The organism is Paramesorhizobium deserti (assembly GCF_001558695.1).
Taxonomy (GTDB): Bacteria; Pseudomonadota; Alphaproteobacteria; order Rhizobiales; family Rhizobiaceae; genus Paramesorhizobium; species Paramesorhizobium deserti.
Genome location: NZ_LNTU01000001.1, coordinates 1,239,896 through 1,265,562 on the forward strand (window position 1 = coordinate 1,239,896; position 25,667 = coordinate 1,265,562).

Genomic DNA, 25,667 nt, shown 5'->3' on the forward strand with positions numbered 1-25,667 from the left:
GGAAAGCCGCTTGCAAGCGTGACGGCCACCTTATCCAGTAACCTCTGTCCGCAACCGGCGGATTATTTCCGCCACCGCTTCACGCGCGGCGTCCGTTCCCTTGCTGGTGTCGACGATGAAATCGGCGCGGGCGCGCTTTTCGGCATCCGGCATCTGGCGGGCAAGGATGGCGTCAAGCTTTGCCTCGGTCATGCCGGGCCGTGCGAGAACGCGCTGGCGCTGCACCTCCTGCGGAGCGGAAACAACGACCACCCTGTCGACACGGGCTTCACCTGCGGTTTCGAAGAGAAGGGGGATATCAAGGAGGGCGATATCCGCGCCGGCCTGCCTGGCCTTTTCCAGAAAGGCCTGTTCCTCCTCGCGCACCAGCGGATGGACGATCGCCTCTAGCTTCCTGATCGCTTCCGCCTGGCCCAGGACGGCCGATGAGAGCTTTTCCCTGTCGACGCCGTTTTCATTGGTCGTGCCGGGGAAAGCCGCTTCGATCAATGGCGCGGCGCGGCCGGAATAAAGCCGGTGCACCGCCTCGTCGGCGCTATAGGCGGGAATGCCTGATTCGGCGAACATCTGCGCCGTGGTCGATTTTCCCATGCCGATGGAGCCGGTCAGGCCGAGGACGATCACTTGGCGGTCTCTTCCTGTTTCGGCTTTGCCATATCGGCCAGAATGCGAGCGCGCAGTTCCGACGTCACCTCCGGGCGCAGGCCGAACCAGCGCTCGAAGCCCGGAGCGGCCTGGTGCAAGAGCATGCCGAGGCCATCGACGCTCTTCAGGCCGGCATCTCTGGCAGTCCTGAGAAAAGGCGTTTCGAGCGGAACATAGACGATGTCGGTGACGATCGTTGCCGGATTGGCTCTCGTGAGGTCGAGCGTGAGCCCGTCCTTGCCGTGGCCTTCCATTCCGAGCGGGGTGGTATTGACGATCAAGCCGGCGGCCGCGACAAGACCCTGCGCCTCATCGAGGCCGTGGGTCGAAACCCCGGAACCGAAATGCGCGGCCAGTTCCTCGGCCCGCGCCGGCGTGCGGTTGACGATATGGATATCAGTGAAGCCGCGACTTTTCAGCGCGTGCACGATGGCGCGGCTGGCGCCGCCTGCGCCGAGCACCAGCGCCGTATCCGCGCTGTCCCATCCCTCGGCATACTCGTCGAGATTGGCGGCAAAACCATAAGCATCGGTATTGCCGCCATGAAGCCGGCCTTGTTCGAACCAGAGCGTATTGACCGCGCCGATACCTTCAGCAGCAGCGTCATGTGCCTCGCAAAGGGCGAAAGCGGCTTCCTTGTGCGGGATGGTGACATTGCCGCCCGCATATCCGTTCTCCCGTAGCGAGGCGATAAAGGCTGGAAAGGCTTCCGGCACGGTTTCGATCGCTTCATAGGAGCCTTCAAGGCCATGGGCCTTCAGCCAGAAGCCATGAATCAGCGGCGAACGGGAATGCCTGATAGGAAAGCCGGTGACGAATGCCTTGACGGGTTCAGCCATCGATCGCTCCCAGCCTGCGCAACTCATCGAGAAGCGGCAGCATCGGCAGGCCGACAATGGTGAAATAATCGCCGTCGATCTTCTCGAAGAGCTGCAAACCCTCGCCCTCGACCTGATAAGCGCCGACGCTGGAAAGGGCGATGTTCCCGACCCGCGCCAGATGGCGGCCGACAAAGGCCGGATCGAGGGTGCGCATGGTCATCCGCGCCACGCCGACATGCCGCCAAATCGCTTCCTCGCCGCGCGCCAGTACCACGGCGCTATTGAGATTATGAGTCTTTCCCGAGAGCTTCAGGAGATGCTGGCGCGCCGCCTCCATATCAGCCGGCTTGTGGAAGATTTCATCGTCCAGCGACAAGGTCTGGTCGCAGCCGATGACCAGCGCATCGGGATGGCGGGCGCTGACATCGAGCGCCTTGGCCTCGGCAAGGACCATCGCGACGTCCTCCGGCGTGGCGCCGGTGTCTTGCAGGGCCATTTCCACGGCACGCTCGTCGATCTCGGCCGCTTCCGTCAGAAAGGAGATGCCGGCATTTTTCAGGAGGGCGGCGCGGAACGGGCTTTTCGATGCCAGGATGATCGGTGTGGCCATGGTAAATCCTCGTAGGGCTTTTCGTTACCGGTTGCGCGGGCGAAGGGCAAGAATCGCAGCGGCGGTTTCTTCGATCGAGCGGCGCGTCACGTCGATGATCGGCCAGCCATGGCGGGTGCAGATGCTGCGCGCATAGGCGAGCTCCTCTGCGATATTGGCACGATCGGTATAATGCTCGATATCGTAACCGGGCGCGGAACTCAGGATCCTGTTCTGCCGGATCTGCGAGATGCGCTCCGCCGTTGCGATCAGGCCGACGATCAAGGGCCTTGTCGCCGCGACCAGCGCCTCGGGGATCGGAATGCCCAGGACAATGGGTATATTGGCGGCCTTGATGCCGCGATTGGCGAGATAGATGCTCGTCGGCGTCTTGGACGTGCGCGAAATGCCGATGAGGATCACATCGGCTTCATTCATGTCGGGCGGAAGCTGCCCGTCATCATGCTCCATGGTGAAATTGAGCGCATCGATGCGGCGGAAATAATCGGCATTCAAGACATGCTGGGCGCTGGCGCGGCGATGCGCCGGTGCGCCGAGATAGGACTGGAAGGTCGTCAGCACCGGTTCGAGTACGGAAACGGAGGGCACACCCATACTGGAGCAGGTTTCATCGATGATCGCCGCAAGCTTCTGGTCGACGATCGTATAGAGGACGATGCCGGGTTCGGCATCGATATCGTCGAGCACCTTGCGCAGCTGCTTCTCGGTCCGAATCAGGGGATAGATATGCTCGATCGCCCTTGCATTGGCATATTGGGCCGCGGCGGCGCGGCCGGCGGCGAGGAGAGTCTCTCCGGTCGCATCTGAAATCAGATGAAGATGGAAGTAGGAAAGCGGTCTGGTCACAGATTTCTGCCGTCCCTGTTGAAGCCTGTGGGTAAGGCATGGGCTTTTCAACACAGGCATGACAGCGATGGGCAGAATTGGCAAGTCATCCACAATGGGCAGGCTTGTGGGCAAATCTCCGTGGCCGATGTGGAAGAGATCATCGGCGTTCGATTTGCCAAGGCTTATGCGCAGCTTCTCCACAGTTTGGCGAACGGGCAAGGCTTTCCAAGCCTCTGCTTTTCCTTGGCAAATCCGCTTATCATTGCTTTTTGCAATTCAATGGGCAATTTATCCACGGAATGGGGGAAACGGCATTTCCCTGTGGGGAAAAGGCCATCATGTGTTAATCCCCGGAACAAACAGACTCTAAGAATCAGAAGAATCTAAAATTTCTAAATTTCTTTTTTGAAAGAGGCTGAGGAAACCAGCACAGGACGGGATGATGGCACGCAAGGTATTGAAGGTGATCCGGGGCGAGACGGTCTATCCGCCACCGATCTGGATGATGCGCCAGGCCGGCCGCTACTTGCCCGAATACAGGGAAACGCGGCAGCAGGCCGGAAGCTTCCTCGAGCTCTGCTATTCGCCCGACCTCGCCGTCGAAGTGACCCTGCAGCCCATTCGCCGTTTCGGCTTCGACGCGGCCATCCTGTTCTCCGATATTCTAGTGGTGCCGCATGCGCTCGGCCGCGATCTCCGTTTCGAAGAGGGGCGGGGGCCGGTGATGACGCCGATCGACGCAGAGGAGATATTCTGGCTGGAAACCGGCGGCGTCGCAAAACGCCTGGAGCCGGTCTATGAGACGGTTCGCCTCCTGCGTTCCACACTTCCCGATGAAACGACGCTCCTCGGCTTCTGCGGGGCGCCCTGGACCGTTGCGACCTATATGATCGCCGGGCATGGCACGCCGGACCAGGCGCCAGCCAGGCTTTTCGCCTATCGTTATCCCGACGCCTTCCAGAAACTGCTCGACGATCTCGCCGATGTCTCGGCCGAATATCTGATCGGGCAGCTCGATGCCGGCGCGGATGCGGTGCAGATCTTCGATTCTTGGTCTGGCGTCCTCGATGAAATCTGCTTTGAGCGGTTCTGCGTGAAGCCGGTGGCGCGGATCGTCGAAAAGGTGCGCGCCGTGCACCCAGACGCGCTGATCATCGGTTTTCCGAAAGGCGCCGGCGCGCTTTACGCGCATTACCGCGAGAAGACCGGCGTCAATGTGCTCGGCCTCGACTGGTCGGTTCCCCTGTCATTCGCCGAAAAGCTGCAGGAACACGGGGCTGTGCAGGGCAATCTCGATCCCTTGCGGGTCGTGGCCGGCGGCGCGGCGCTAGACGAGGGCGTGGATGCGATCCTCGAAACATTGGGGGATGGTCCGCTGATCTTCAATCTCGGCCACGGCATCACGCCCAACGCGCCGGTCGAGCATGTGGAACAGATGGTCGCGCGGGTGCGCGGCCTGACCGGAGGAGGCGAGGGATGAGCAGTCAAACTGAGGAGAACCCCGCCGCCTCAGGCAGGAAGGCGGCTGTTCGGGCCGTTGTCGGGCTCGCCGTTGTGGCGGCCGGACTGGCGCTGATGTTTCACGTGAATCCGGATGTCGCTTATCCCTGGGTCAAGGCGATCCATGTCATGGCCGTTATTTCATGGATGGCGGGGATGTTCTATCTGCCCCGGCTTTTCGTCTATCACTGCGATGCCGAGCCCGGATCGGTGCAGTCGGAAACCTTCAAGGTGATGGAGCAGCGGCTGCTGCGCTACATCATCAATCCCGCCATGGCGGTGACGTGGATCATGGGGCTGTGGCTCGCCTGGAAGATATTCGGCTTTTCCGGCGGCTGGCTGCATGTGAAGCTCGCGGCGGTGGTGCTGCTTTCCGCCGTGCACGGCTATTTCTCGAAAGCGGTGCGGCTCTTCGCTGCCGACAAAAATGAGAAATCGGCGCGCCATTGGCGCATGATGAACGAGGTGCCGACCATATTGATGGTGATCATCGTCATCATGGTGATCGTGAAGCCCTTCTGATCTTGATTTTTCCTCGCACTGCCCGAAGTTGGTACTTGTCCTCAGGGCAGCGAGAGGTTATGTGTAAGGTCTCCTCCCTAGGAAATGCAGACTTGTCGATGCCGGCCATGATCTCCATGGCCATCCTTCCGAACAACTGCTCTTTTCCCTTCCCAATCGAATGAGTTCCGCACACATGCAGGAAATGAAACTACAAGAACTAAAGAATAAAACACCGGTGGATCTGCTGGCTTTTGCGGAAACACTCGAGGTCGAAAACGCCAGCGTCATGCGCAAGCAGGAGTTGATGTTCGCGATTCTCAAAAAGCTCGCTTCGCAGGATGTCGAGATCATCGGCGAGGGTGTTGTCGAAGTGTTGCAGGACGGATTCGGCTTCCTGCGCTCGGCCAACGCCAATTATCTGCCCGGTCCTGACGACATCTATATTTCGCCCTCGCAGATCCGCCGCTTCTCGCTGAAAACCGGCGATACGGTCGAAGGGCCGATCCGTGGACCGAAGGAAGGCGAGCGCTATTTTGCGCTTCTTAAGGTCAACACCATCAATTTTGAAGATCCGGAAAAAATCCGCCACAAGATCCATTTCGACAATCTGACGCCGCTCTATCCCGACGAGCGGTTCAAGATGGAGTTGGACAACCCGACGACCAAGGATCTTTCCGCCCGCGTCATCGATCTCGTCGCTCCGCTCGGCAAGGGCCAGCGTGGCCTGATCGTCGCGCCGCCGCGTACGGGTAAAACCGTTCTTCTCCAGAACATCGCCCATTCCATCACCGCCAATCATCCGGAATGCTATCTGATCGTTCTCCTGATCGACGAGCGTCCGGAAGAAGTCACCGACATGCAGCGCTCGGTGAAGGGCGAGGTGGTTTCCTCGACCTTCGACGAACCGGCATCGCGTCACGTCCAGGTGGCGGAGATGGTGATCGAGAAGGCCAAGCGCCTGGTTGAGCATGGCCGCGATGTGGTCATTCTCCTAGACTCGATCACCCGCCTGGGTCGCGCCTACAACACCGTCGTTCCGTCATCCGGCAAGGTGCTGACCGGCGGTGTGGATGCCAATGCGCTGCAGCGGCCGAAGCGCTTCTTTGGCGCGGCGCGTAATATCGAGGAAGGTGGTTCGCTGACCATCATCGCGACCGCGCTGATCGATACCGGCAGCCGCATGGATGAAGTGATCTTCGAAGAGTTCAAGGGCACCGGCAACTCGGAAATCGTGCTCGACCGCAAGGTGGCCGATAAGCGCATCTTCCCGGCGATGGATATCCTGAAATCCGGTACCCGCAAGGAAGATCTGCTCGTGCCACGCCAGGACCTGCAGAAGATCTTCGTGCTGCGCCGTATCCTGGCGCCGATGGGCACGACCGATGCGATCGAGTTCCTGATCGACAAGCTGAAGCAGACGAAGAACAATGGCGAGTTCTTCGATTCGATGAACACCTGATCGCCCTGCGCTTCACGGCCTTTCGGTCAGAAGCGCATGCAGCTCCACCGCCGTTTCGACTGGCGGCAGACAGACGAGCCCGCGGCAGAGATAGGCCGCGGGCTTTGTCATATTCGGAAGGATATCCTGCGGCAGCACGGCTTCCGCCGGATCGCTTCCTATGGGCAGGACCATATCGATGCGGCGAGGATCGGGAATTCGATTCGCCTCCGCAACAAGCGGATGATCGCGATCAGGCGCTACGATCACCAGCTTCCACGGGTCCATCACCAGACTCGCGGCATTGATGATGCCGGCCTGCCCATAGGCGAGATTGCGGATGCGGCCGAGGGCGTGCTCCGCCACGGCCACAACGCGTTCCTGCAAGTGCTGCTCGCCGGTGGCGATGGCCAGTCGGTTCAGCGCTTCGATGATCTGACTGGTGGCGCTGGGAATAGCCTCGTCCTGGTCGCCGCGGATGCGCAGGATGACATCGTCCGCATCGCTGGCCCAAAGGCTGTAGCCGCCATCCTCTGCGATGTGCCAGCGATCGAGCTGGGCGAGGAAATGCTGCGCATCCTCGATATAGGTCTTGTCACCGTCGATCTGGTAGAGCGACAGGACGGCATTGATCATCGCCGCATAATCTGTCGAGAGCGCGGGGAAGAGCTTCGATCCATCCATGACGGAATGGGGCAGGCGGCCTTCTCGCATCGATTCGGATATGGAACGATATATCCGTCGAGCGATATCGGCCCAATCCGGCCGATCGAAAACCCGTGCAGCTTCGGCCAGCGCCCGAATGAGAAGCCCATTCCAGTCGGTGAGCGCCTTGTCGTCCCTGCCGGGACGGACCCGCTTTTCACGGGCGGCAAGGAGCTTATCCCTGTCGGCGCCAAGAATCCGGTCCTCATCCGGATTGTCGGGAACGCGCGACCGGAGCCGGTTTAGGATGATCTTCCCCTCCCAGTTCCCTTCCGACGTGACGTCATAGCGCGTCTTGAAAAGTGTGGCGTCGGGCAGGACGGTGTCGATCTCGTCGGCGGTCCAGACATAGAACTTGCCTTCTTCGCCTTCGCTATCGGCATCGAGGCTGGAAGCGAAAGCGCCGTTCGGCAGGTGCATTTCGCGCTGGAGCCAGTTTACCGTTTCTTCGATTCGGCTGCGGAACAGTTCGTTGCCGGTCTCGGCATAAGCCCAGCTGGCGTGGCGGATCATCTGGGTGTTGTCATAAAGCATTTTCTCGAAATGCGGCACCAGCCAGCGGTCGTCGACGCTGTAGCGGGCGAGCCCGCCGCCGAGATGATCATAGATGCCGCCCTGCAGCATGGTCTCCAGGCTGAGGAGGAATGCATCGCGATGCGCCGCGTTGCCGTTGCGCAGCCAGGAAAGCCACAGCGCATCCATGAAGGGGGCGTTGGGGAACTTCGGCGCGCCGCGGATGCCTCCCTGCTGCATGTCCATCGTGGAATGAACCTGGTCGGCGAAGCGATCGGGTAATGCTCTATCGAGCGGGGAAGGGGAGGCGGCTGCGGCAAGCCGCGCGGCGATATGGGAAGAGAGCGCAGCGACATTATGGTTAATGCTTTCCTTATCCGCTATCCAGGTGCGGTGGATTGCGCGGAGGACATCGATAAAGCCCGGCCGTCCATAGCGCGCGTGCTTGGGAAAATAGGTTCCTCCCCAGAAGGGCTGCCCTTCCGGCGTCAGGAACATGGTCAGAGGCCAGCCGCCCTGTTCGCCCATGGCGGTCAGCGCCGCCATATAGATCTGGTCTATATCGGGCCTTTCCTCCCGGTCGACCTTCACATTGACGAAAAGGCGGTTCATGACCGCTGCGACATCGTCATCCTCGAAACATTCATGAGCCATGACATGGCACCAATGGCAGGCGGCGTAACCGACGGAGAGAAGGATAGGCCGGCCGGTCCGCTGTGCTTCTTCGAGCGCATCCCGACCCCAGGGCTGCCAATGGACGGGATTGTCGGCGTGCTGGCGCAGGTAGGCGCTCGGCTGGTCGGCAAGGCGGTTTTCAGCGAGAATGGGCATCCGGGCGGCCTTCCCTTCGAGAACAGATTGGCATAGGCAGAGCCTAAAAACTGGAACGTTAATGATGATAACGCAATTGGGGTTCCCTGATACGATTTTTGCCCTGTCGAGCGGCCGGCTGCCTTCCGGGGTTGCCGTTATCCGTTTATCCGGGCCGCACATTCGATTCGTGGTCGAAACGATCGCCGGAAAGGTGCCAAAGCCCCGTATGGCGGCCTATTGCCCGTTCCATTCCCGCACGAGCGAGGTGCTGGATCGGGGATTACTGCTATTTTTTTCCGGTCCCCATAGCTTTACCGGCGAGGATTGCGCGGAATTCCATCTTCACGGCGGGGTAGCAGTCGTCGATCGCTTCCTGCGGGAATTGTCGGGCTTCGAGAATTGCCGGATGGCCGAGCCGGGTGAGTTCACACGCCGGGCATTCACCAACGGCAAGATGGATCTGACGATTGCCGAAGGACTGGCCGATTTGGTCTCGGCTGAAACCGAAGGACAGCGGCGGTTGGCCCAGCAGGTGGCATCCGGAGCGCAGCGCGATCTTTATGATGGATGGCGCAAGGAGCTGATCCAGGCGCGTGCCCTGATCGAGGCGGAACTGGATTTCGCTGATGAGGCGGATGTTCCCGGATCGGTCTCAGCGAAGGTCTGGCAGGCGATGGAACTTCTGTCCGGCCAGATTAGCCGTCATTTGGCGGATGGGCAAAGAGCGTCGGTTTTCCGTGACGGGGTTCATGTAGCGATCATCGGCGCGCCCAATGCCGGGAAGTCGAGCCTGCTCAATGCTGTTGCCGGGCGGGACGTGGCGATCATTTCAGAAGAGGCGGGAACGACGCGCGATCTGATCGAGGTGAAGCTCGATCTCGGCGGCATTCCGGTGTTCCTGACGGATACGGCCGGGCTGCGGGAGACCGAAGGACAGGTGGAGAAGATCGGTATCGAGCGCGCCCGTTCCCGCGCCGCATCAGCCGATCTGGTGCTGCTTCTGGAAGATATGAGCCGGCCCGAACCCGTTGAACCACCGAAATCAGGTGGGGCGCTTTGGCGCGTCGGTAACAAGCAGGATCTGGCCGCGCCAGCTTCCGGTGAGGAATGGGATTTCCGGATCTCCGCGCGCTCGGGTGAGGGAATGGACGCCCTGATAGGGGCGATGACGCGGTTTGCCGAAGCCAAAGCCGGCAGCATTGGCGATGTGGTGCCGACGAGGCGGCGGCATATGGACCTACTCGGGGAGGCCCGGCGTGAGATCGAGGAAGCCGTTGAGAAAGACAACCTGCCGCTGGAGTTACGCGCGGAGCATCTGCGCCGGGCCTCGCAGTTTCTTGGGCGTATAACCGGTGACGTAGATGTGGAGGATATACTCGACGCGATCTTTTCCCAGTTCTGCATCGGGAAATGATTCACGTGAAACATTCGGGTCGAGCGGTTCGTGGGTTTGGTGGCGCTATGGATCCTCGGTCAAGCCCATGATGATGGGAAGGCTTGAAACCCCCTGACATCAAGCCGCCGCGCTAACCATTTGGTCAGTTCGTTTTTCTACACTCGTCGTCCTCGGGCTGGCCCCGAGGTGCGACATTCGAGGAGCAGAGTAAGTCAATGTTCGCGGCAGAGTTCAGACAGAGCGGTTCAATAAGCCCATAAAGCGACAGCTATCAATGTTTCACGTGAAACATCTGTGGAATCTGCAGACTTGACTTGACTCCCATAAACGCGCATGACGGCTGCGCTCGCGCCGAAACGCTTTGCCGGGCAGATCATCAAAATCCTTTTACCACGTATCGAAAATGGATTCCGCTTCTCGGGCCGATGCGGTAGTGAGTGAAGCAAGATGCAGAATTTCGATGTTATTATTGTCGGTGGCGGACATGCAGGCTGCGAGGCAGCGGCGGCTTCCGCGCGCTTTGGCGCACGTACGGCGCTGGTTACCCATCGTTTCGATACGATCGGCGTCATGTCCTGTAATCCCGCGATCGGTGGTCTCGGCAAAGGGCATCTGGTTCGCGAGATCGATGCGCTCGATGGGCTGATGGGCCGCGTTGCGGATGCCGCCGGTATTCAGTTCCGGCTGCTCAACCGACGCAAGGGCCCGGCCGTACGCGGGCCGCGTACCCAGGCCGACCGAAAGCTCTATCGCCTCGCCATGCAGGGGGCGATCCGTGCGCAGGAGAATCTCACCGTCGTCGAAGGCGGTGTGGACGATCTGATTCTCGATGGAAGATCGATTTCGGGCGTCAAGCTCACGGATGGGCGCGTACTGCAGACCGGCGCTGTGGTCATGACTTCAGGCACGTTTTTGCGCGGCCTCATTCATATCGGCGAGAAAAAGATACCGGCCGGGCGCATGGGCGAGCAGCCGGCGCTCGGTCTTTCCGATACGCTGAAAGCCCAAGGTTTTGCGCTGGGACGGCTGAAGACCGGCACGCCGCCGCGTCTTGACGGCCGCACCATTGATTGGGCGGGGCTGGACGTGCAGAAGCCGGACGAAGTGCCGGTGCCGTTCTCGCTGATGACCGACCGGATCACCACGCCGCAGATCGATTGCGGTGTTACGCGGACGACGCCAGAAACCCATGCGATCATCCGGGCCAATCTGCACCGTTCGGCCATGTATTCCGGATCGATCGAAGGGGTGGGGCCGCGCTATTGCCCTTCGGTTGAGGATAAGATCGTCAAGTTCGGGGATCGTGATGGGCACCAGATCTTCCTGGAGCCGGAGGGGTTGGGCGACGATACCGTCTATCCCAACGGCATTTCCACATCCTTGCCGGAAGATGTTCAGCTGGCCTTGCTGAAGACCATTCCGGGGCTTGAGCATGCAACGATGCTGCAGCCGGGTTATGCGATCGAATATGATTTCATCGATCCGCGTGAGCTGGAGCGCAGCCTGGAGACGCGAAAGGTGCGTGGCCTGTTCCTTGCCGGGCAGATCAATGGCACGACCGGCTATGAGGAGGCGGCAGCGCAGGGGCTGCTGGCAGGGCTGAATGCGGCAAGACGGGTGGGCGGCGGCGAGCCTGCAGTTCTCCACCGTACGGAAGCCTATATCGGCGTGATGGTCGATGATCTGACCTCGCGTGGTGTTAGCGAACCCTATCGCATGTTTACCTCGCGGGCCGAATTCCGGCTGTCGCTGCGCGCCGACAATGCGGACCAGCGCCTGACGCCACTGGCAGATAAGCTCGGGATTCTTGGAGAAAGCCGGAGAGGCCGCTTTGCCGAACGCCAGGCGACGCTCAATACGGCGCGTGATCTGGCGCGTCAATTGTCGCTGACGCCGAATATGGCGGCAACGCATGGGCTGCGATTGAACAAGGACGGTGTTCGCCGCTCGGCTTATGATCTGCTTGCCTATCCGGACATCGATCTCGACAAGCTCTCTGTCATCTGGCCGGAGTTCCAGTCCTTTGATCCTGCAACGCGGGAGGCGCTCGAGATTGAAGCCCAGTATGCGGTCTATCTGGAGCGGCAGCAGTCGGATATCGCGGTGATGGAGCGGGAAGAGCGCCTTCTTATCCCCGAAGGTGTCGAATTCGGTGCTGTTGCCGGCCTTTCGAATGAGCTGAAGCAGAAGCTTTTGCAGAGAAAGCCTAAATCGATCGCCGAGGCGCAGCGGATAGACGGCATGACACCAGCTGCACTGGCGCTGATCATCGCGCAGGTCCGCCGCCACGGTGCAACTGCTCAGGATGATATGGCAAGCGGGCGGGTCGCGTGAGCGAAGACCGCTTTCAGCAATTGCGAAAGATCGTTCCGGCTGTTTCACGTGAAACAGTCGAAGCGCTCGCCGCGTTCGAGACATTGTTCCGGAAATGGTCATCGGCCATCAATCTGGCGTCGCCTTCGACGCTCCCGCACATCTGGGAGCGTCATATTCTCGATAGCGCCCAGCTCCTTCCACTGGCTTCGCAGGCGCGGAAATGGCTCGATCTTGGATCCGGCGGCGGATTTCCGGGCGTTGTCCTGGCGATTCTTCTGAAGGAACGAATCGGTTCGTCCGTCGATCTGGTGGAAAGCAATGGCAAGAAGGCTGCATTTCTGCGGACGGCGATCGCGCAGGCCGGTGCGCCGGGGAGGGTGCATGCCGAGCGGATCGAAGCAATGTGGGAACGGATCGGGACGACCGATATCGTCACGGCGCGGGCGCTGGCATCGCTTCGCGATCTATTCGCCTTGGCCGAACCATGGCTGACATCGGGGGCGACAGCGCTTTTTCAAAAAGGACGGGATTATCGTAGGGAAATCGAGGAAAGCCATGACGACTGGGCATTCGATCTGGTAGAACACCCAAGTGCCGTCGGAAAAGAGTCGGTCATCCTCGAAATCAGCAATCTGAGGAAAATCAGGCGCTAGTTGGCCGGATTTCGCCGAATTCCGAAAGCATGAGCAGTAGCCGAGGCGACAGCAATGATGAACGAGACCCGTATCATAACGATTGCAAACCAGAAGGGCGGGGTCGGCAAGACGACAACAGCCATCAATCTGGCTACAGCTCTTGCGGCTATTGGCGAGACGGCGCTGATCGTCGATCTCGATCCGCAGGGCAATGCCAGTACCGGCCTCGGCATCGATCGGCGTAACCGCGAATATTCATCCTATGACGTCCTCACTCAGGCGGCCTCCGTACAAGATGCCGCTGTTCCCACGGATGTCCCCAATCTTTATATCGTACCGTCGACGCTGGATCTTCTCGGTATCGAGATGGAAATCGCCCAGGCGCCTGACCGGACACGCCGGCTGCGCAACGCCTTGCGTTTCAATTCGCACGTCGCCGAACGATTCAGCTATATTCTCATCGATTGCCCACCTTCGCTCAATCTCCTGACGCTCAATGCTATGGCGGCGGCCGATTCCGTGCTCGTGCCCTTGCAATGCGAGTTCTTCGCTCTGGAAGGCCTCAGTCAACTCCTGCAGACGGTCGAGCAGGTGCGCAATTCGCTCAATCCTGAATTGTCGATCCAGGGTATCGTGCTGACAATGTTTGACAGCCGAAACAATCTAGCCTCGCAGGTGGTCGATGATGTCAGGTCTTTCATGGGCGAGAAGGTCTACCGAACGGTGATCCCGCGCAATGTGCGCATTTCCGAGGCGCCGTCGCATGGAAAGCCGGCCATCCTCTACGATCTCAAATGCGCCGGCAGTCAGGCCTATCTCCAACTGGCCTCGGAAGTCATCCAGCGTGAGCGGCAGCTAAGAGCCGCCTGAATTCGATTCGAAGACGTAACAATTGTGGAAAGTAGCTGCAGATGAACGATGATCCTTCAAAAAAACGCCTCGGCCGTGGTTTGGCGGCCCTAATTGGCGAGATGGACCGTCCGGTGGAAAGCAAGAATCCCATCCCGCTTGAGCGGCAGATACCCATCGAGTTCATCAGCCGTAATCCGCGCAATCCGCGCCGTGTTTTCACGGATGCAGAGCTGGAGGATCTTGCGCAATCCATCCGTGAGCATGGCGTCGTGCAGCCCGTCGTGGTGCGTCCCGCTTCAGGGGCATCGGACCGTTACGAACTGATTGCCGGCGAACGGCGCTGGCGCGCCGCGCAGCGGGCTGGGCTTACGACGCTGCCGATCATCATGCGTGACGTGGATGACCGGGTGGCGCTTGAACTCGCCATCATCGAGAACGTCCAGCGGTCCGATCTCAATCCGGTAGAAGAGGCGGCCGGCTATCAGCAGCTCATCGATGAACATGAATATACGCAGGCCGATCTGGCGCAGGTGATCGGCAAGAGCCGCAGCCATGTGGCCAATACGCTGCGGCTCCTGAAGCTTCCTGGCAATGTGCAGGATATGATTACCGACGGTTCGCTTTCGGCAGGTCACGCGCGCTGCCTGATCACCGCCGAAAATCCAGGCGTGTTGGCCGAACGCATTGTTCGCGAAGGTCTGTCGGTCCGTCAGGCCGAAGCGCTTGCGCAGTCGGAAGGGAAAGGTGGAGCCGAGCCCAAGACCGGCAAGGCATCTGCGGCTGAAAAGGACGCCGATACAAAAGCGCTGGAAAAGCTGCTTTCCGACGTGATGGGAATGAAGGTCGACATCAATCACCGCGAAAAGGGTGGTGATGTGCGCATCCGTTATGCTTCGCTGGAGCAACTCGACGAGATTTGCCGGCGGCTGCAGAACTGATTCACGTGAAACAGCTTTCGACTCGTCGCCCATCGAGAGGAAGGCATACAATCCAACCTCCAAATGTCAGAGAATATTCCTGATTCGGATTGGCGAAGAGGAATGCACACCTAGAGTGGAAGCACCCAAGACAGGTCAGGGAGGCTTCGTTTTTATATGAGGCGACTTCGATGACAACCCGAAATGCGAAGCGGTTTTTCATTTGGCGCTCCGGGCCGCCCCCAAGGATGATGGGCTGGAGAGGCCTACGCTCAGTCCAAACGCTGCTGATTAGCGGAAAACATACCCATTAGTCGTCATCCTCGGACTTGACCCGAATTTCCATTCCGGAACATCGCCATCTGGCCAGCGGGGACAGAACGGCTAAAATTTCGATTCGTATACGAAATGATGTCGAAGCTGACTTTTATCTGCTCCGGCCGGCGCGGGCGGCTTCGACGGCGAAGGCGAGCAATGTCTGGCGAACAATTGGGACAGCTAGCACCGCATTCTTTCGGCTTTCCAGAACGGCCTTTTGCAGTCGCTCCAGAACCCGGATCAGGCTATCGCCGCTCCAGCGGCCAAGCGCATTCTCCACCAGCTTGCGGCGATTGAAGAAGACGGGCGGTCTGGCCGAGGCGACCGCCGCCGCGATCGTCTTGCGCTCCTGCTCGACAGCATAGCGCAGGATCTGAATCTGCTGGAACTGCCGCATGGCGGTGTTGAGGATGAGGAAGGGTGGCGAGCCCGATTTCACCACGCGGTCGAATGCGGTGCTGAAACGCGGAATATCGCCGACGAGGATCGCATCGACAATCTCGTCATGGGAGAGGGCGCTGACATCGCCCACGGCTTCGCGAACATCATCGACAGTGATCCGGTCCCTGCCATGCGCATAGAGGCAGAGCTTTTCCAGTTCGCCGCGCGTCGCCAAACGGTCGCCGCCAAGGCTGTCGCGCAGCATCTGGCGCGCGTCAAGCGTGATCTGCAGCTTTTCGCGGGAAAGTACATCGTCGATGACGGCATCGATACCCCGTGAATCGTCGCTGTAGCAGGGGAGCGCCATGGCCGCGGACGCTCCTTCGACGATCGTGCGCAGCGCTGCACCTTTCTTCAGGTCGCCCGCCTCGATGAGGATGTGGGTATCGGTTGGCGGCTCTGCCGTCAGAAGCTTGACCGCCTCGGCCAATCCCTTCTGGCCTGCCGCGTTGCGCACCCATATCAGCCGCTCGCCGCCGAACATGGAAATGGTGCGTGCCTCATCGGAAAGGCGGGCCGGATCGGAATCAATATCGTCCGCCTCCAGCCGGATCACGGCGAAGGGGTCATCGAGCGCAAGGCCGGTCGATCTGGCGAATGCGGCGGCGCGCTCGCTGACGAGCCCCTTGTCCGGACCATAGATAAGCACGATCACCGACGATCTGTCGGGCCGGTTAAGAAAAGCATCGACTTCGTGGGATTTCTTCTGCGCCATGGCTGGATTCAGTGAATGGGGAATTGTGAATAGTCAATGGTTGGCTGAAAAACATTGAGGGCAGAGAGCAGAACCCGCTCCGTCACCATTCACCCTTCACCCTTCACCCTTCACTCGATCAGAAGTGCGTCATCATCGAGGTTCTGGCCGCGGACGCGGCGGAACATCGCGATGAGGTCCTCCACGCCGAGGTTTTTCCTGTTATCGCCGGTAACGTCGAGGACGATGCTGCCGCCATGCAGCATGATCGTGCGGGTGCCGAAATCAAGCGCCTGGCGCATCGAGTGGGTAACCATCAATGTCGTCAGCCTGTTTTCGTTGACCAGCGATTGGGTGAGTTCCATCACATATTCGGCCATGCCTGGGTCGAGCGCGGCCGTATGCTCGTCGAGCAGCAAGACCTCGGAGCCTGCGAGCGTCGCCATGACGAGCGAGAGCGCCTGCCGCTGGCCGCCGGAGAGAAGCTCCATGCGATCCTGCATCCGATCCTCGAGGCCGAGATTGAGTGCGGCGACACGTTCGCGGAAATGGGCGCGGCGATTTTTGCCGAGCGCCGGCGCCAGACCACGGGCCCGGCCGCGAGCGGCCGCGAGCGCCAGGTTTTCTTCAATGGTCAGCGTTCCGCAGCTGCCGGTCAGCGGATCCTGGAAAACGCGGGCGACAAGACTCGCCCGGTCGGCCGTCGGCTTGCGGGTGACGTTTTTTCCTGAGATGACGACTTTGCCTTCCGTCGGCAACACATCGCCTGCCAGCACGCCGAGCAGGGTCGATTTGCCGGCGCCGTTTGAGCCGATGACGGTGACGAAGGCGCCTTCCTCGATGGTCAGGTTGACGCCTGAGAGCGCCTGTTTCTGCAGTGGCGTACCGCGCCCGAAGACGACGCCGAGGTTGGAAATCTCGATCATGCGGCGGCTCCTCCACGGCGCAGGCGCGGCAATATAAGCGCGAGGGTAACAAGGACGGCGGTGACCAGATTGAGGTCTGATGCCTTGAGGCCGAGGAAATCGCTCGACAGCGCGAACTGGATGGCGATGCGATAGATGATCGAACCACCGACGCAGCCGATGAGCGCGATCAGCAGGAGACGGCTGCGGAAGAGCGTTTCGCCGATGATAACGGCTGCAAGGCCGACGACGATGGTGCCGACGCCGGAGGTAACGTCGGCAAAGCCGTTGGTCTGGGCGAAGAGCGACCCGCCAAAAGCGACGAGAGCGTTCGACAGCGCCATGCCAAGATAGATCTGGCGGTCGGTCTTGACGCCCTGCGCCCTAGCCATGCGCGGATTGGCGCCTGTCGCGCGCATGGCGAGCCCCATATCGCTTTCCAGGAAACGCCACACCAGAAGCACGGCGACGACGACGAGAGCGCCGACGAAAAGCGGGCGCACATAGAAATCGGGAAGACCCAGCCCGTAGAAGGGTGAGATCATGGTGTCCTGATTGATGAGGGCGACGTTCGGCCGGCCCATTACCCGCAGATTGACGGAGAACAGGGCGATCATGGTCAGGATCGACGCCAGAAGGTTGAGGATGCGGAAGCGGACGTTCAACGTGGCTGTGACGAGCCCAGCGGCGGCGCCTGCCAGCATGGCAACGCCAGCGGCGGCCCATGCGTTCATGCCGGCGAGGATCAGCACGGCAGTGACGGCAGCGCCGAGCGGGAACGAGCCGTCGACGGTGAGATCGGGAAAATCGAGCACGCGAAACGCCAGATAGACGCCGATCGCGACAAAGGAAAAGACGAGGCCCAGCTCGACCGCACCCCAAAAGGCGATCTGGCTCACAGTGAACAATCCTTCAAAATGATGTTTCCCTTACGTGCAGCCTGCCAACAGACCCATGCGCGAGGCTTTCTAGAGCGGTTGCGATCCCAATGGAAGCGGTTTTCGCGTGAATCCGGGCCGAATTCGACCTGTTTCTCGCGAATTTATATCAAAGGCCGTTTGCTTTGAACGTTATCGGGTTTGGAACGTTCGGATATGGCACTGGGCTGAACATGGAAGCCGGGGTCCTCCGCTATCGAAGCGCTATCGGGAGCAGCATCATGATCAAATGGATTTTCATTCTTCTCATCATAGCAGCCATCGCCAGCCTTCTCGGCTTTCGCGGTGTCGCCGGTGCCGCTGCCACGGGCGCCAAGCTCCTGATCTTTGTCGTGCTGATCGTGCTGCTGCTCGCACTCATCTTCGGCGGCATCGTCGTGGCCTGACAAACACCGGAAAACCAAGCTCTGGCAATTCGGCGTCAATTCCGCCATATAAGCCCATATCGTCGAATATCAGACAGTAGCGATCGAAGGGCCATGGGCGAGCAAGCGGCTTTTGCCAAGATGAACGGGCTCGGCAACGAGATCATCGTTGCCGACATGCGCGGACGGAGCGACCACATCGCGCCGGCCGCTGCCATTGCGCTCGCGCGTGATCCGGCGACGAAGTTCGACCAGGTTATGGCGATCCACGACCCGAAGACCTCCGGCACCGATTATTATGTCGAGATCATCAATTGCGACGGTACGCGGGCCCAGGCCTGCGGCAATGGCATGCGCTGCGTCGTGCAGGCGCTTGCGGCGGAAACGGGGCGCAACCGTTTCACCTTCGAAACGCTGGCGGGCATCCTGACGGCGGCGGAGCATGAAAACGGCCTCATCTCCGTCGACATGGGCAAGCCGCGCTTCGGCTGGCAGGAGATCCCGCTCTCGGAAGAATTCGCCGATACGCGCCGCATCGAGCTGCAGGTCGGCCCGATCGATGCCCCCGTGCTGCACTCGCCCTCTGTCGCCTCGATGGGCAATCCGCATGCGATCTTCTGGGTCGACCGCGACGTCTGGTTCTATGAGCTCGAAAAGTTCGGGCCGCTCCTGGAGCATCATCCAATCTTCCCCGAGCGCGCCAATATCTCGATTGCCGAGGTCACGGCCAACGATGCGCTTATCCTGCGCACATGGGAGCGTGGCGTCGGCCTGACCCGCGCCTGCGGTTCCGCCGCCTGCGCCGCCGCGGTCAGTGCCGCCCGTACCGGGCGCACGGGTCGCAATGTGACCGTCACCGTTCCCGGCGGACCGCTTGAGATAGAATGGCGCGACGACGATCACGTCATCATGACTGGCCCGGCGGAGTGGGAATTCTCCGGCACTTTCGACCCCGTCACCGGCGCATGGTCGCGCGATAACGCCGCGGCGCCAGCGAAACGAGGTGTGGCGTAATGGCGGTCGAGATCGTCACCTTCGGCTGCCGCCTCAATACCTATGAATCCGAGGTGATGAAGCGCGAGGCCGACGCCGCGGGCCTTGGAGAGCTTCAGGGTGGCGCGATCGTCTTCAATACATGCGCCGTAACAGGCGAAGCCGTCCGGCAGGCGCGCCAAGCGATCCGCAAGGCGCGCCGCGAAAATCCTGATGCGCGCATTATCGTGACAGGTTGCGCGGCGCAAACCGGCGCGGACGATTTTGCCGCCATGGGCGAGGTCGACCTCGTTCTCGGCAACGAGGAAAAGCTAAAATCCAACTCCTACCGGATGCTGCCGGATTTCGGCGTCAACCAGTTCGAGAAAGTCCGCGTCAACGACATCTTCGAGGTTCGCGAGACGGCGAGCCACATGGTCGACGCCATCGAAGGCCGCGCCCGCGCCTTCGTGCAGGTGCAGAACGGCTGCGACCACCGCTGCACCTTCTGCATCATTCCCTATGGCCGCGGCAATTCGCGCTCGGTGCCGATGGGCGCGGTGGTTGAGCAGGTGAAGCGCCTCGTCGGCAATGGCTACGCGGAAGTGGTGCTGACCGGCGTCGACATGACGAGCTACGGCCCCGACCTGCCGGGGAACCTGCGCCTTGGCAAGCTGGTGAAGACGATCCTCGCGCAAGTGCCTGATCTCCAGCGCCTGCGCCTTTCCTCGATCGATTCCATCGAGGCCGATGACGATCTGATGGATGCACTGGCCAATGAAAAGCGCCTGATGCCGCATCTGCATTTGTCGCTGCAGGCTGGTGACGACATGATCCTGAAGCGCATGAAACGCCGGCATCTGCGCGAGGATTCCATCCGCTTCTGTGAAACGGTGCGCCAGATCAGGCCGGATATCGTCTTCGGCGCAGATATCATCGCCGGTTTTCCGACCGAAACGGACGAGATGTTCGAGAATTCGCTGAAGATCGTGGAAGAATGCGGGCTGACGCACCTCCACGTCTTCCCGTTTTCCCCGCGCGAGGGCACGCCCGCCGCGCGCATGCCGCAGGTGGCCCGCCAGATCGTCAAAGAACGCGCCGCGCGGCTGCGGGCGGAAGGCGACCGCGCCTATGCGGCGCATCTCAAGAAGCTTGAGGGCACGGTGCAGAAGATCCTCGTCGAGCGCGAGGGCATCGGTCGCACCGAGGGCTTCACGCTGACCGCCCTCGATGGCGGCGAGCTTGGCGGAATCGTCGAGCGGCGGATCGTCGGGCACGACGGCGACAAGCTGATTGCAGCTCCGGCCGATCGCCAGGCGGCTTAACCAACAGAAACGGCATTCATGGCTCTCGAATTCATCAAGAAGATATTTTCCTTCGGCAAGAAGGAAGTCGAGGAGGTACCCGTCGAGGGCGCTTCCGATACTGCGCCTGAAGCTGAAGCACCGGCTCCGGAACCGGCAGCGACCATAGAAAAGGCCGAAGCTCAGCCGGAAGCACCGGCTGAACGCGCGGAGATCCCCAAAGAGCCGAAGACCGAAGAGGCGGCTATCGAGCCTGAAATCGAGATCGAGGAACAGGTCGGACAGTCTGCGGAAGAAGATCATCCGCAAGAGCCGATGGAACCTGTTGCCGAGGTGGCTCCCCCTCAAGAAGAAAAAATAGCCGAACCCAAGCTGCCGGAGCTGGAGCCCGAGCCGGCAGAGCGCCGGGTCGCGGAAGTCGAAATTCCGATTGAAACCCCGCCCGCTGTCGAGCCGCCGGTTGAATCTCAGCCGGAAGCAACACCTGATATTGTCGAGCCGGAGCCGGCTCCCGAACCGGTTGCACCGAAGCCGCAACCGAAAAAGGTCGCGGTCGGAAAATCGGTCGAGGCCCGCGAAGAGGAAACGGCACCGTCTGCCGAACCCGAGAAGAAGGCGACATGGTTCGAGCGCCTGCGCAAGGGCCTGTCGCGCTCCTCGCAGCAGCTCGGCGATTCCATTGGCGGCATCTTCACCAAGCGCAAGCTCGATGAAGACACGCTCCAGGACCTCGAAGACGTGCTGATCCAGGCCGATCTCGGGCTGGAGACGGCGATGCGCATTACCGATGCGCTGGCCTCCGGACGCTACGGCAAGGACATCGCCACCGACGAGGTGCGCTCCATCATGAGCGCCGAGATCGAGAAGGTGCTGGCCCCGGTGGCCAAGCCGCTGGAGCTCGACCTTTCGCACAAGCCGCACGTCATTCTGGTGGTCGGCGTCAACGGCACCGGCAAGACCACCACCATCGGCAAACTCGCCGCAAAGCTTACCGCCGGCGGTCTCAAGGTGATGCTCGCGGCCGGCGATACCTTCCGTGCCGCGGCCATCGAGCAATTGCACATCTGGGGCGAGCGCACCGGCGCGCCAGTCGTCTCCTCGAAACTCGGGGCGGATGCGGCGGGGCTCGCCTATGATGCCTGGGAAAAGGCCAAGGAAGCGGGCAGCGACGTGCTGATCATCGACACCGCCGGCCGCCTGCAGAACAAGGCCGAGCTGATGGACGAATTGGCGAAGATCGTCCGCGTTCTCGGCAAGAACGACCCGGAAGCGCCGCATACCGTGCTGCAGACGCTTGACGCGACCACCGGGCAGAACGCGCTCAACCAGGTCGAGATCTTTAGAAATGTCGCCGGCGTCAACGGTCTGGTCATGACGAAGCTCGACGGCACGGCGCGCGGCGGCATCCTCGTCGCCATCTCGGCGAAGCATAAATTGCCGGTCTATTTCATCGGCGTCGGCGAGCAGGTCGACGATCTCGAACCCTTTGCCGCGCAGGACTTCGCCCGCGCAATCGCAGGAGTGGCATGAATGGAACATCCGATCTTCGAACGCGATCCTTCCGACCCGGCAACCCAGTCGGACCCCATCCGCAAGGAGGTGCCGCCGCTCCTGAAGCTGGCGCTGGAGCTTGGCCCCCTGCTCGTCTTCTTCTTCGCCAACGCGCGTGGCGAGTGGTTGCTGGAGCGTTTTCCCGCTTTGGGCGTGATCGGCGGACCGATCTTCATCGCCACCGCCCTTTTTATGGCGGCAACCGTTCTGGCGCTTGCCGTTTCATGGGCGATGACCCGCACGCTGCCGATCATGCCGCTCGTCTCCGGCATCGTCGTGCTCGCCTTCGGCGCGCTGACGCTCTGGCTGCACAATGACACCTTCATCAAGATGAAGCCCACCATCGTCAACACGCTGTTCGGCGTGGTGCTGCTCGGTGGGCTCGCCTTCGGCAAATCGCTTCTTGGCTACGTCTTCGACCAGGCTTTCAAACTCGATGCGGAGGGCTGGCGCAAGCTGACCCTGCGCTGGGGCCTGTTTTTCCTGGTTCTGGCCGTCTTGAACGAAGTGGTCTGGCGCAATTTCTCCACCGATACATGGGTCGCCTTCAAGGTATGGGGCATCATGCCGATCACCATCGCTTTCACCCTTTCGCAGATGCGTCTCATCATGCAGCACTCGCTCGAGCCAAAAGAAGATGAAAAGTTGACTCCCAGACAGGAAAAGCAACCTTGAATTGTGGCGATTACGGAAACATCGAGCAACATTCGTCCATAATCTTTCCATTTTCGAAGCGAAGTGCTGCCGTTTTCGGTTGAGATAAATCCGCTTATCGCGTGGTTGCGGAGCTCGGGGACATGAAAACAGCACTTATCGTCATGACGCTCATGGGGTGCGACTGCGACGCCAAGCAGTGCGAATTTATCCGCACGGCGGATGCCGGCTGGACCAGTATGCAGGATTGCGAGAAGGATCTGGCGCGCGAGATCAAGAGCGGCAGGGACGTGGCCTATCCGCTGATCACCGCAGCCTGCCGGCCCGCGGGCCCGTCCGGCCAGCATCTCCTGGCCTCGGTGAGCCCGAAGATCACCGTTCCCTCCCATATCGGCGACAGGCCGACGTTTCACGCTGCGACCGGCGTCCCGGTCGAATCCCGGGTTGTCCTGGCGAAGCGCTCCCGCTTCGGCTACCAGACCGTGACCGATACCGTTGACAGGGCCGTCACCGGCACCGTTTCGGTAGCCAGCCGTGCCGCTGGCTGGGTCAGGCAATACGCCCTGCTCGGCTACTAGGCCAAACCGGTCGCAAAACTGTTTCTTGCGGAAACGGCCGTCCCGCGCTCTTATGGGCGCGGCGCGGCTTGATCCGTTTTGGCGTTTGCAGATGCCGGGCCAGAAGACTGGAATTTGCAAATGGTACAATCAATGCCCCCTCTGCCCCGGCTCGATATCGAGCAGTTCATCTGCCGCAGCGATAATTTCGGTGTCCTGATCCATGATCCGGAAAGCGGCCTCACCGCTTCCATCGACGCGCCGGAGGAAGCGCCCATCCTGGCGGCGCTGAAGCGGCGTGGCTGGGAGCTCGATTTCATCTTCACCACCCATCATCATCCCGACCATGTCGAAGCCAATCTGTCGCTCAAGCAGAGATACGGCCTGACCATCATCGGCCCGGAATCCGAGAAAGCTTCGATCCCTGGCATCGATATCACCGTCTCCGATGGCGAGCGTTTTGATTTCGGCCGCTTCGCGGTCGAGGCGATCGCCACCCCCGGCCATACGGCGGGCGAAATCTCCTATTATCTGCCGCAGGCGCAGGTGGCATTCACCGGCGATACGCTGTTCGCGCTGGGCTGCGGCCGGCTATTCGAGGGCACGCCGGCGACGATGTTCCGCTCGCTGTCGCGCCTCGTCGCCCTGCCGGGCGATACCGCGGTCTATTGCGGCCATGAATACACCGAAAGCAACGCCCGTTTTGCCCTGACGATCGATCCGGAAAACCCAGCATTGAAGGAGCGCGCGAGGGAGATTGCCCGGCTGCGCGAGGCGGGCAGACCGACGCTGCCGACGACCATCGCGCTTGAGATGGCGACCAATCCCTTCCTGCGCTGGCATGACCCGCGCATCCGCGCCCGGCTGGGCATGCAGGGCGCTTCCGACGAGGAGGTTTTCGCCGAAATCCGCAAGCGCAAGGACAATTTCTGATAGCGCTGACGCTCAGGCGATCCGCACGCCATCCGCATCCGGCAGGCGGGGTCATTCGAATTGTCGGAAGCGGGCTCCTTCCGGATTGAATCCGGCTTTCCTTGCTGGCGGCTCCGCCGTAATGGAGACCTGACAAACTGGAGGAACTGCAGTGCTCCGCCTGATCTTCACAGCCGCCTTGATCCTGTGGCCCGTTCTGACCCTGCTGACGGCTGCTCCCGCCGCGGCACAGGCCTCGCTCGAAACGCAGGCCGAGGTGAACGCCTTTCCGCTCACCGAGGATTTTCTCACCCGGATGGAGGCCATACAGACCGAGCTCCAGGCGCTCGACCTCACCGGTCAGGAGGGCGATGCAGATGCAGGGCAACCGGTAACGCTCGACTCCTTGACGGCCGGTGTCGAAGCCAAACCGCAGGTCATGACTGTCCTGTCGAAGCATCAGGTGAAGCCGCGCGACTATATCGTCGGCTATTTCGCATTGATGAGCAGCCTTGCCGCCGCCGAATCTGAGGACGAGCCGCAGCTGATCGACGAACTGGGAAAGGTCAATCCCGAGCATCTCGCGTTCGGCAGGGAATACAAGGCGCGGATCCAGCAATTGATCGGCGAATGAACCTTATGCCGGCTCAATGGCCTGATTGCGCCGTTTCGACAGGATCATATCCTTGGCCGCCAGCACGGCACCGAAGGTGATGAGAAGACAGGCGGCGAGGATGCGCAAGGACGGCTCCGCCGATCCGGCAAGGATCAGCACCAGTGTCGAGAGCAACGGCGCCGCATAGCTCGCCGCTCCCAGCACCTGGATATTGCCGCGCTTGACGCCGAAATCCCAGGCGTAGAAGGCGGCACCGACAGGCAGAAGGCCCAGCCCTGCCACAGCAAGCCATTGCGTTGCCGTCTCCGGCCAGACGGTCTGCTCCAGCGCCAGATGGCAGACAAGCGACAGAATGGCGGTAACCGCGCAGAAGCCGGTGACGGCATCGGTTGGCACGGCGGCAAAACGGCGCGACATGAGCGAATAGGTCGACCAGGTGAGCGCGCAGAGCGCGGCCATGGCATAGCCGAAGAGATATTTCGCCTCAAAGCCGATCCCCCCGCTCTTGGTGACAATCAGCGCCGTGCCGGCGAGGCCGAAAAGTGTTCCGACGACATGATACCAGGCCAGCCTTTCGCCCGGCATCAGCGCCGAGCCGACGACAATCAGAAGCGGCCAGAGATAGGCGATCAGGCTCGCTTCGACGGCCGGAGCATGGCGCAGCGCCGTAAAATAGAGGAAATGGTAGCCGAAAAGGCCGAGCGTGCCGAGCAGCCAGACCGTCGGCGGCTGCTTCAGATGCCGCGCCGCACCCGGACGCCATAGCCAGGAGACGAGGCCAAGGCTGGTGCCGATGGTGAAGGTCATGGCGGTGAGCTGGAAAGGCGGCACCTTGCCGGAGGCGTCGGTGAACAGCGCCAGGAGCGCCCACATGACGACGGCCGAAAAGCCGATCAGCGTCGCCAGTCTTACCATGTCAGCGCCTCCCGGCGGGAGGGGCCCGCCCG

Annotated in this window: 25 protein-coding genes; 16 read left to right on the forward strand and 9 right to left on the reverse strand. The window is 60.9% G+C overall.

Annotated elements, in window-relative coordinates; translation table 11 throughout:
* Window positions 1-30: 30 nt before the first annotated feature.
* From coaE to ATN84_RS05885, 4 genes are read right to left on the reverse strand one after another with little or no spacing between them, the layout of a single operon-like run.
* On the reverse strand, window positions 31-624 hold the full coding sequence (gene coaE, locus ATN84_RS05870) for a dephospho-CoA kinase (RefSeq protein WP_068880583.1): 594 nt from the start codon (window positions 622-624) through the stop codon (window positions 31-33).
* Complete coding sequence (locus ATN84_RS05875) at window positions 621-1,484, reverse strand: shikimate dehydrogenase (protein ID WP_068880584.1); 864 nt, start codon at window positions 1,482-1,484, stop codon at window positions 621-623. The genes coaE and ATN84_RS05875 overlap by 4 nt, the downstream gene beginning before the upstream one ends.
* The gene (locus ATN84_RS05880) at window positions 1,477-2,076 is read right to left on the reverse strand and encodes a Maf-like protein (protein ID WP_068880585.1); all 600 of its coding nucleotides are present in this window, start codon (window positions 2,074-2,076) and stop codon (window positions 1,477-1,479) included. Before ATN84_RS05880 ends, ATN84_RS05875 begins: the two co-directional genes overlap by 8 nt.
* 24 nt (window positions 2,077-2,100) lie before the next feature.
* Complete coding sequence (locus ATN84_RS05885; RefSeq protein WP_068880917.1) at window positions 2,101-2,922, reverse strand: pyruvate, water dikinase regulatory protein; 822 nt, start codon at window positions 2,920-2,922, stop codon at window positions 2,101-2,103.
* A 424-nt stretch (window positions 2,923-3,346) separates the two neighbouring features.
* Here ATN84_RS05885 and hemE point away from each other — a divergent pair, with 424 nt between their 5' ends.
* The 3 genes from hemE to rho all read left to right on the forward strand — a co-directional run bounded on the left by hemE (window position 3,347) and on the right by rho (window position 6,367).
* Complete coding sequence (gene hemE / locus ATN84_RS05890; protein WP_068880918.1) at window positions 3,347-4,384, forward strand: uroporphyrinogen decarboxylase; 1,038 nt, start codon at window positions 3,347-3,349, stop codon at window positions 4,382-4,384.
* Window positions 4,381-4,926 carry a protoporphyrinogen oxidase HemJ gene (gene hemJ, locus ATN84_RS05895; RefSeq protein ID WP_068880586.1) on the forward strand — a complete coding sequence of 182 codons (546 nt, stop codon included), beginning with the start codon at window positions 4,381-4,383 and terminating at the stop codon, window positions 4,924-4,926. The genes hemE and hemJ overlap by 4 nt, the downstream gene beginning before the upstream one ends.
* Window positions 4,927-5,101: 175 nt before the next feature.
* Window positions 5,102-6,367 (forward strand): transcription termination factor Rho, encoded by a 1,266-nt coding sequence (rho, locus tag ATN84_RS05900; protein ID WP_153020102.1) that lies wholly within the window; start codon window positions 5,102-5,104, stop codon window positions 6,365-6,367.
* Between the two features lie 12 nt (window positions 6,368-6,379).
* Here rho and ATN84_RS05905 read toward each other — a convergent pair whose 3' ends face one another.
* Complete coding sequence (locus tag ATN84_RS05905) at window positions 6,380-8,395, reverse strand: thioredoxin domain-containing protein (RefSeq protein WP_068880587.1); 2,016 nt, start codon at window positions 8,393-8,395, stop codon at window positions 6,380-6,382.
* 64 nt (window positions 8,396-8,459) lie between these two features.
* Between ATN84_RS05905 and mnmE the strand changes: the two genes are divergently transcribed.
* From mnmE to ATN84_RS05930, 5 genes are all read left to right on the forward strand, one after another.
* Window positions 8,460-9,791: a tRNA uridine-5-carboxymethylaminomethyl(34) synthesis GTPase MnmE gene (mnmE, locus tag ATN84_RS05910; protein ID WP_068880920.1), complete on the forward strand. Its 1,332-nt coding sequence runs from the start codon at window positions 8,460-8,462 to the stop codon at window positions 9,789-9,791.
* 429 nt (window positions 9,792-10,220) lie between these two features.
* The gene (mnmG, locus tag ATN84_RS05915; protein ID WP_068880588.1) at window positions 10,221-12,107 is read left to right on the forward strand and encodes a tRNA uridine-5-carboxymethylaminomethyl(34) synthesis enzyme MnmG; all 1,887 of its coding nucleotides are present in this window, start codon (window positions 10,221-10,223) and stop codon (window positions 12,105-12,107) included.
* Window positions 12,104-12,742 (forward strand): 16S rRNA (guanine(527)-N(7))-methyltransferase RsmG, encoded by a 639-nt coding sequence (gene rsmG / locus ATN84_RS05920; RefSeq protein ID WP_068880589.1) that lies wholly within the window; start codon window positions 12,104-12,106, stop codon window positions 12,740-12,742. Before mnmG ends, rsmG begins: the two co-directional genes overlap by 4 nt.
* A 54-nt stretch (window positions 12,743-12,796) precedes the next feature.
* Window positions 12,797-13,594 (forward strand): ParA family protein, encoded by a 798-nt coding sequence (locus ATN84_RS05925; protein WP_068880590.1) that lies wholly within the window; start codon window positions 12,797-12,799, stop codon window positions 13,592-13,594.
* Window positions 13,595-13,635: 41 nt separating this feature from the next.
* Window positions 13,636-14,514, forward strand: a complete 879-nt coding sequence (locus ATN84_RS05930; protein WP_068880591.1) for a ParB/RepB/Spo0J family partition protein — start codon at window positions 13,636-13,638, stop codon at window positions 14,512-14,514.
* A 406-nt stretch (window positions 14,515-14,920) separates the two neighbouring features.
* Here ATN84_RS05930 and holA read toward each other — a convergent pair whose 3' ends face one another.
* The 3 genes from holA to ATN84_RS05945 form a co-directional block, all read right to left on the reverse strand.
* Window positions 14,921-15,967, reverse strand: a complete 1,047-nt coding sequence (gene holA, locus ATN84_RS05935) for a DNA polymerase III subunit delta (RefSeq protein WP_068880592.1) — start codon at window positions 15,965-15,967, stop codon at window positions 14,921-14,923.
* Window positions 15,968-16,077: 110 nt separating this feature from the next.
* Window positions 16,078-16,872: an ABC transporter ATP-binding protein gene (locus ATN84_RS05940; protein WP_068880593.1), complete on the reverse strand. Its 795-nt coding sequence runs from the start codon at window positions 16,870-16,872 to the stop codon at window positions 16,078-16,080.
* Window positions 16,869-17,750 carry an ABC transporter permease gene (locus ATN84_RS05945; RefSeq protein WP_068880921.1) on the reverse strand — a complete coding sequence of 294 codons (882 nt, stop codon included), beginning with the start codon at window positions 17,748-17,750 and terminating at the stop codon, window positions 16,869-16,871. Before ATN84_RS05945 ends, ATN84_RS05940 begins: the two co-directional genes overlap by 4 nt.
* 260 nt (window positions 17,751-18,010) lie before the next feature.
* Between ATN84_RS05945 and ATN84_RS05950 the strand changes: the two genes are divergently transcribed.
* The 8 genes from ATN84_RS05950 to ATN84_RS27685 all read left to right on the forward strand — a co-directional run bounded on the left by ATN84_RS05950 (window position 18,011) and on the right by ATN84_RS27685 (window position 24,738).
* Window positions 18,011-18,175, forward strand: coding sequence for a DUF1328 family protein (locus ATN84_RS05950; RefSeq protein WP_082766144.1), 165 nt, complete (start codon window positions 18,011-18,013; stop codon window positions 18,173-18,175).
* A 93-nt stretch (window positions 18,176-18,268) separates the two neighbouring features.
* Window positions 18,269-19,168: a diaminopimelate epimerase gene (dapF, locus tag ATN84_RS05955; protein ID WP_068880595.1), complete on the forward strand. Its 900-nt coding sequence runs from the start codon at window positions 18,269-18,271 to the stop codon at window positions 19,166-19,168.
* Complete coding sequence (mtaB, locus tag ATN84_RS05960; RefSeq protein WP_068880596.1) at window positions 19,168-20,451, forward strand: tRNA (N(6)-L-threonylcarbamoyladenosine(37)-C(2))-methylthiotransferase MtaB; 1,284 nt, start codon at window positions 19,168-19,170, stop codon at window positions 20,449-20,451. The genes dapF and mtaB overlap by 1 nt, the downstream gene beginning before the upstream one ends.
* Window positions 20,452-20,469: 18 nt before the next feature.
* Window positions 20,470-21,960 (forward strand): signal recognition particle-docking protein FtsY, encoded by a 1,491-nt coding sequence (gene ftsY, locus ATN84_RS05965; protein ID WP_068880597.1) that lies wholly within the window; start codon window positions 20,470-20,472, stop codon window positions 21,958-21,960.
* On the forward strand, window positions 21,961-22,656 hold the full coding sequence (locus tag ATN84_RS05970; RefSeq protein WP_068880598.1) for a septation protein A: 696 nt from the start codon (window positions 21,961-21,963) through the stop codon (window positions 22,654-22,656).
* Window positions 22,657-22,778: 122 nt separating this feature from the next.
* Complete coding sequence (locus ATN84_RS05975; RefSeq protein WP_068880599.1) at window positions 22,779-23,213, forward strand: hypothetical protein; 435 nt, start codon at window positions 22,779-22,781, stop codon at window positions 23,211-23,213.
* Window positions 23,214-23,345: 132 nt separating this feature from the next.
* Window positions 23,346-24,125 carry a hydroxyacylglutathione hydrolase gene (gloB, locus tag ATN84_RS05980; protein ID WP_068880600.1) on the forward strand — a complete coding sequence of 260 codons (780 nt, stop codon included), beginning with the start codon at window positions 23,346-23,348 and terminating at the stop codon, window positions 24,123-24,125.
* A 151-nt stretch (window positions 24,126-24,276) separates the two neighbouring features.
* A complete protein-coding gene (locus tag ATN84_RS27685; protein ID WP_244490982.1) occupies window positions 24,277-24,738 on the forward strand; it encodes a hypothetical protein in 462 nt (153 codons plus the stop codon).
* 3 nt (window positions 24,739-24,741) lie between these two features.
* Here the strand turns inward: ATN84_RS27685 and yddG are convergent, their stop codons facing one another.
* Complete coding sequence (yddG, locus tag ATN84_RS05990) at window positions 24,742-25,635, reverse strand: aromatic amino acid exporter YddG (protein WP_068880601.1); 894 nt, start codon at window positions 25,633-25,635, stop codon at window positions 24,742-24,744.
* Window positions 25,636-25,667: the final 32 nt, after the last annotated feature.

What these genes read in the sequence shown, in the direction of transcription:
- ATN84_RS05875 (WP_068880584.1), bottom strand. Translation starts at nt 1,484, where the DNA reads ATGGCTGAACCCGTCAAGGCATTCGTCACCGGCTTTCCTATCAGGCAT.
- ATN84_RS05880 (WP_068880585.1), bottom strand. Translation starts at nt 2,076, where the DNA reads ATGGCCACACCGATCATCCTGGCATCGAAAAGCCCGTTCCGCGCCGCC.
- hemE (WP_068880918.1), top strand. Translation starts at nt 3,347, where the DNA reads ATGGCACGCAAGGTATTGAAGGTGATCCGGGGCGAGACGGTCTATCCG.
- hemJ (WP_068880586.1), top strand. Translation starts at nt 4,381, where the DNA reads ATGAGCAGTCAAACTGAGGAGAACCCCGCCGCCTCAGGCAGGAAGGCG.
- rho (WP_153020102.1), top strand. Translation starts at nt 5,102, where the DNA reads ATGCAGGAAATGAAACTACAAGAACTAAAGAATAAAACACCGGTGGAT.
- ATN84_RS05905 (WP_068880587.1), bottom strand. Translation starts at nt 8,395, where the DNA reads ATGCCCATTCTCGCTGAAAACCGCCTTGCCGACCAGCCGAGCGCCTAC.
- mnmE (WP_068880920.1), top strand. Translation starts at nt 8,460, where the DNA reads ATGATAACGCAATTGGGGTTCCCTGATACGATTTTTGCCCTGTCGAGC.
- mnmG (WP_068880588.1), top strand. Translation starts at nt 10,221, where the DNA reads ATGCAGAATTTCGATGTTATTATTGTCGGTGGCGGACATGCAGGCTGC.
- ATN84_RS05925 (WP_068880590.1), top strand. Translation starts at nt 12,797, where the DNA reads ATGATGAACGAGACCCGTATCATAACGATTGCAAACCAGAAGGGCGGG.
- ATN84_RS05930 (WP_068880591.1), top strand. Translation starts at nt 13,636, where the DNA reads ATGAACGATGATCCTTCAAAAAAACGCCTCGGCCGTGGTTTGGCGGCC.
- holA (WP_068880592.1), bottom strand. Translation starts at nt 15,967, where the DNA reads ATGGCGCAGAAGAAATCCCACGAAGTCGATGCTTTTCTTAACCGGCCC.
- ATN84_RS05940 (WP_068880593.1), bottom strand. Translation starts at nt 16,872, where the DNA reads ATGATCGAGATTTCCAACCTCGGCGTCGTCTTCGGGCGCGGTACGCCA.
- ATN84_RS05950 (WP_082766144.1), top strand. Translation starts at nt 18,011, where the DNA reads ATGATCAAATGGATTTTCATTCTTCTCATCATAGCAGCCATCGCCAGC.
- dapF (WP_068880595.1), top strand. Translation starts at nt 18,269, where the DNA reads ATGGGCGAGCAAGCGGCTTTTGCCAAGATGAACGGGCTCGGCAACGAG.
- mtaB (WP_068880596.1), top strand. Translation starts at nt 19,168, where the DNA reads ATGGCGGTCGAGATCGTCACCTTCGGCTGCCGCCTCAATACCTATGAA.
- ftsY (WP_068880597.1), top strand. Translation starts at nt 20,470, where the DNA reads ATGGCTCTCGAATTCATCAAGAAGATATTTTCCTTCGGCAAGAAGGAA.
- ATN84_RS05970 (WP_068880598.1), top strand. Translation starts at nt 21,961, where the DNA reads ATGGAACATCCGATCTTCGAACGCGATCCTTCCGACCCGGCAACCCAG.
- ATN84_RS05975 (WP_068880599.1), top strand. Translation starts at nt 22,779, where the DNA reads ATGAAAACAGCACTTATCGTCATGACGCTCATGGGGTGCGACTGCGAC.
- gloB (WP_068880600.1), top strand. Translation starts at nt 23,346, where the DNA reads ATGCCCCCTCTGCCCCGGCTCGATATCGAGCAGTTCATCTGCCGCAGC.
- yddG (WP_068880601.1), bottom strand. Translation starts at nt 25,635, where the DNA reads ATGGTAAGACTGGCGACGCTGATCGGCTTTTCGGCCGTCGTCATGTGG.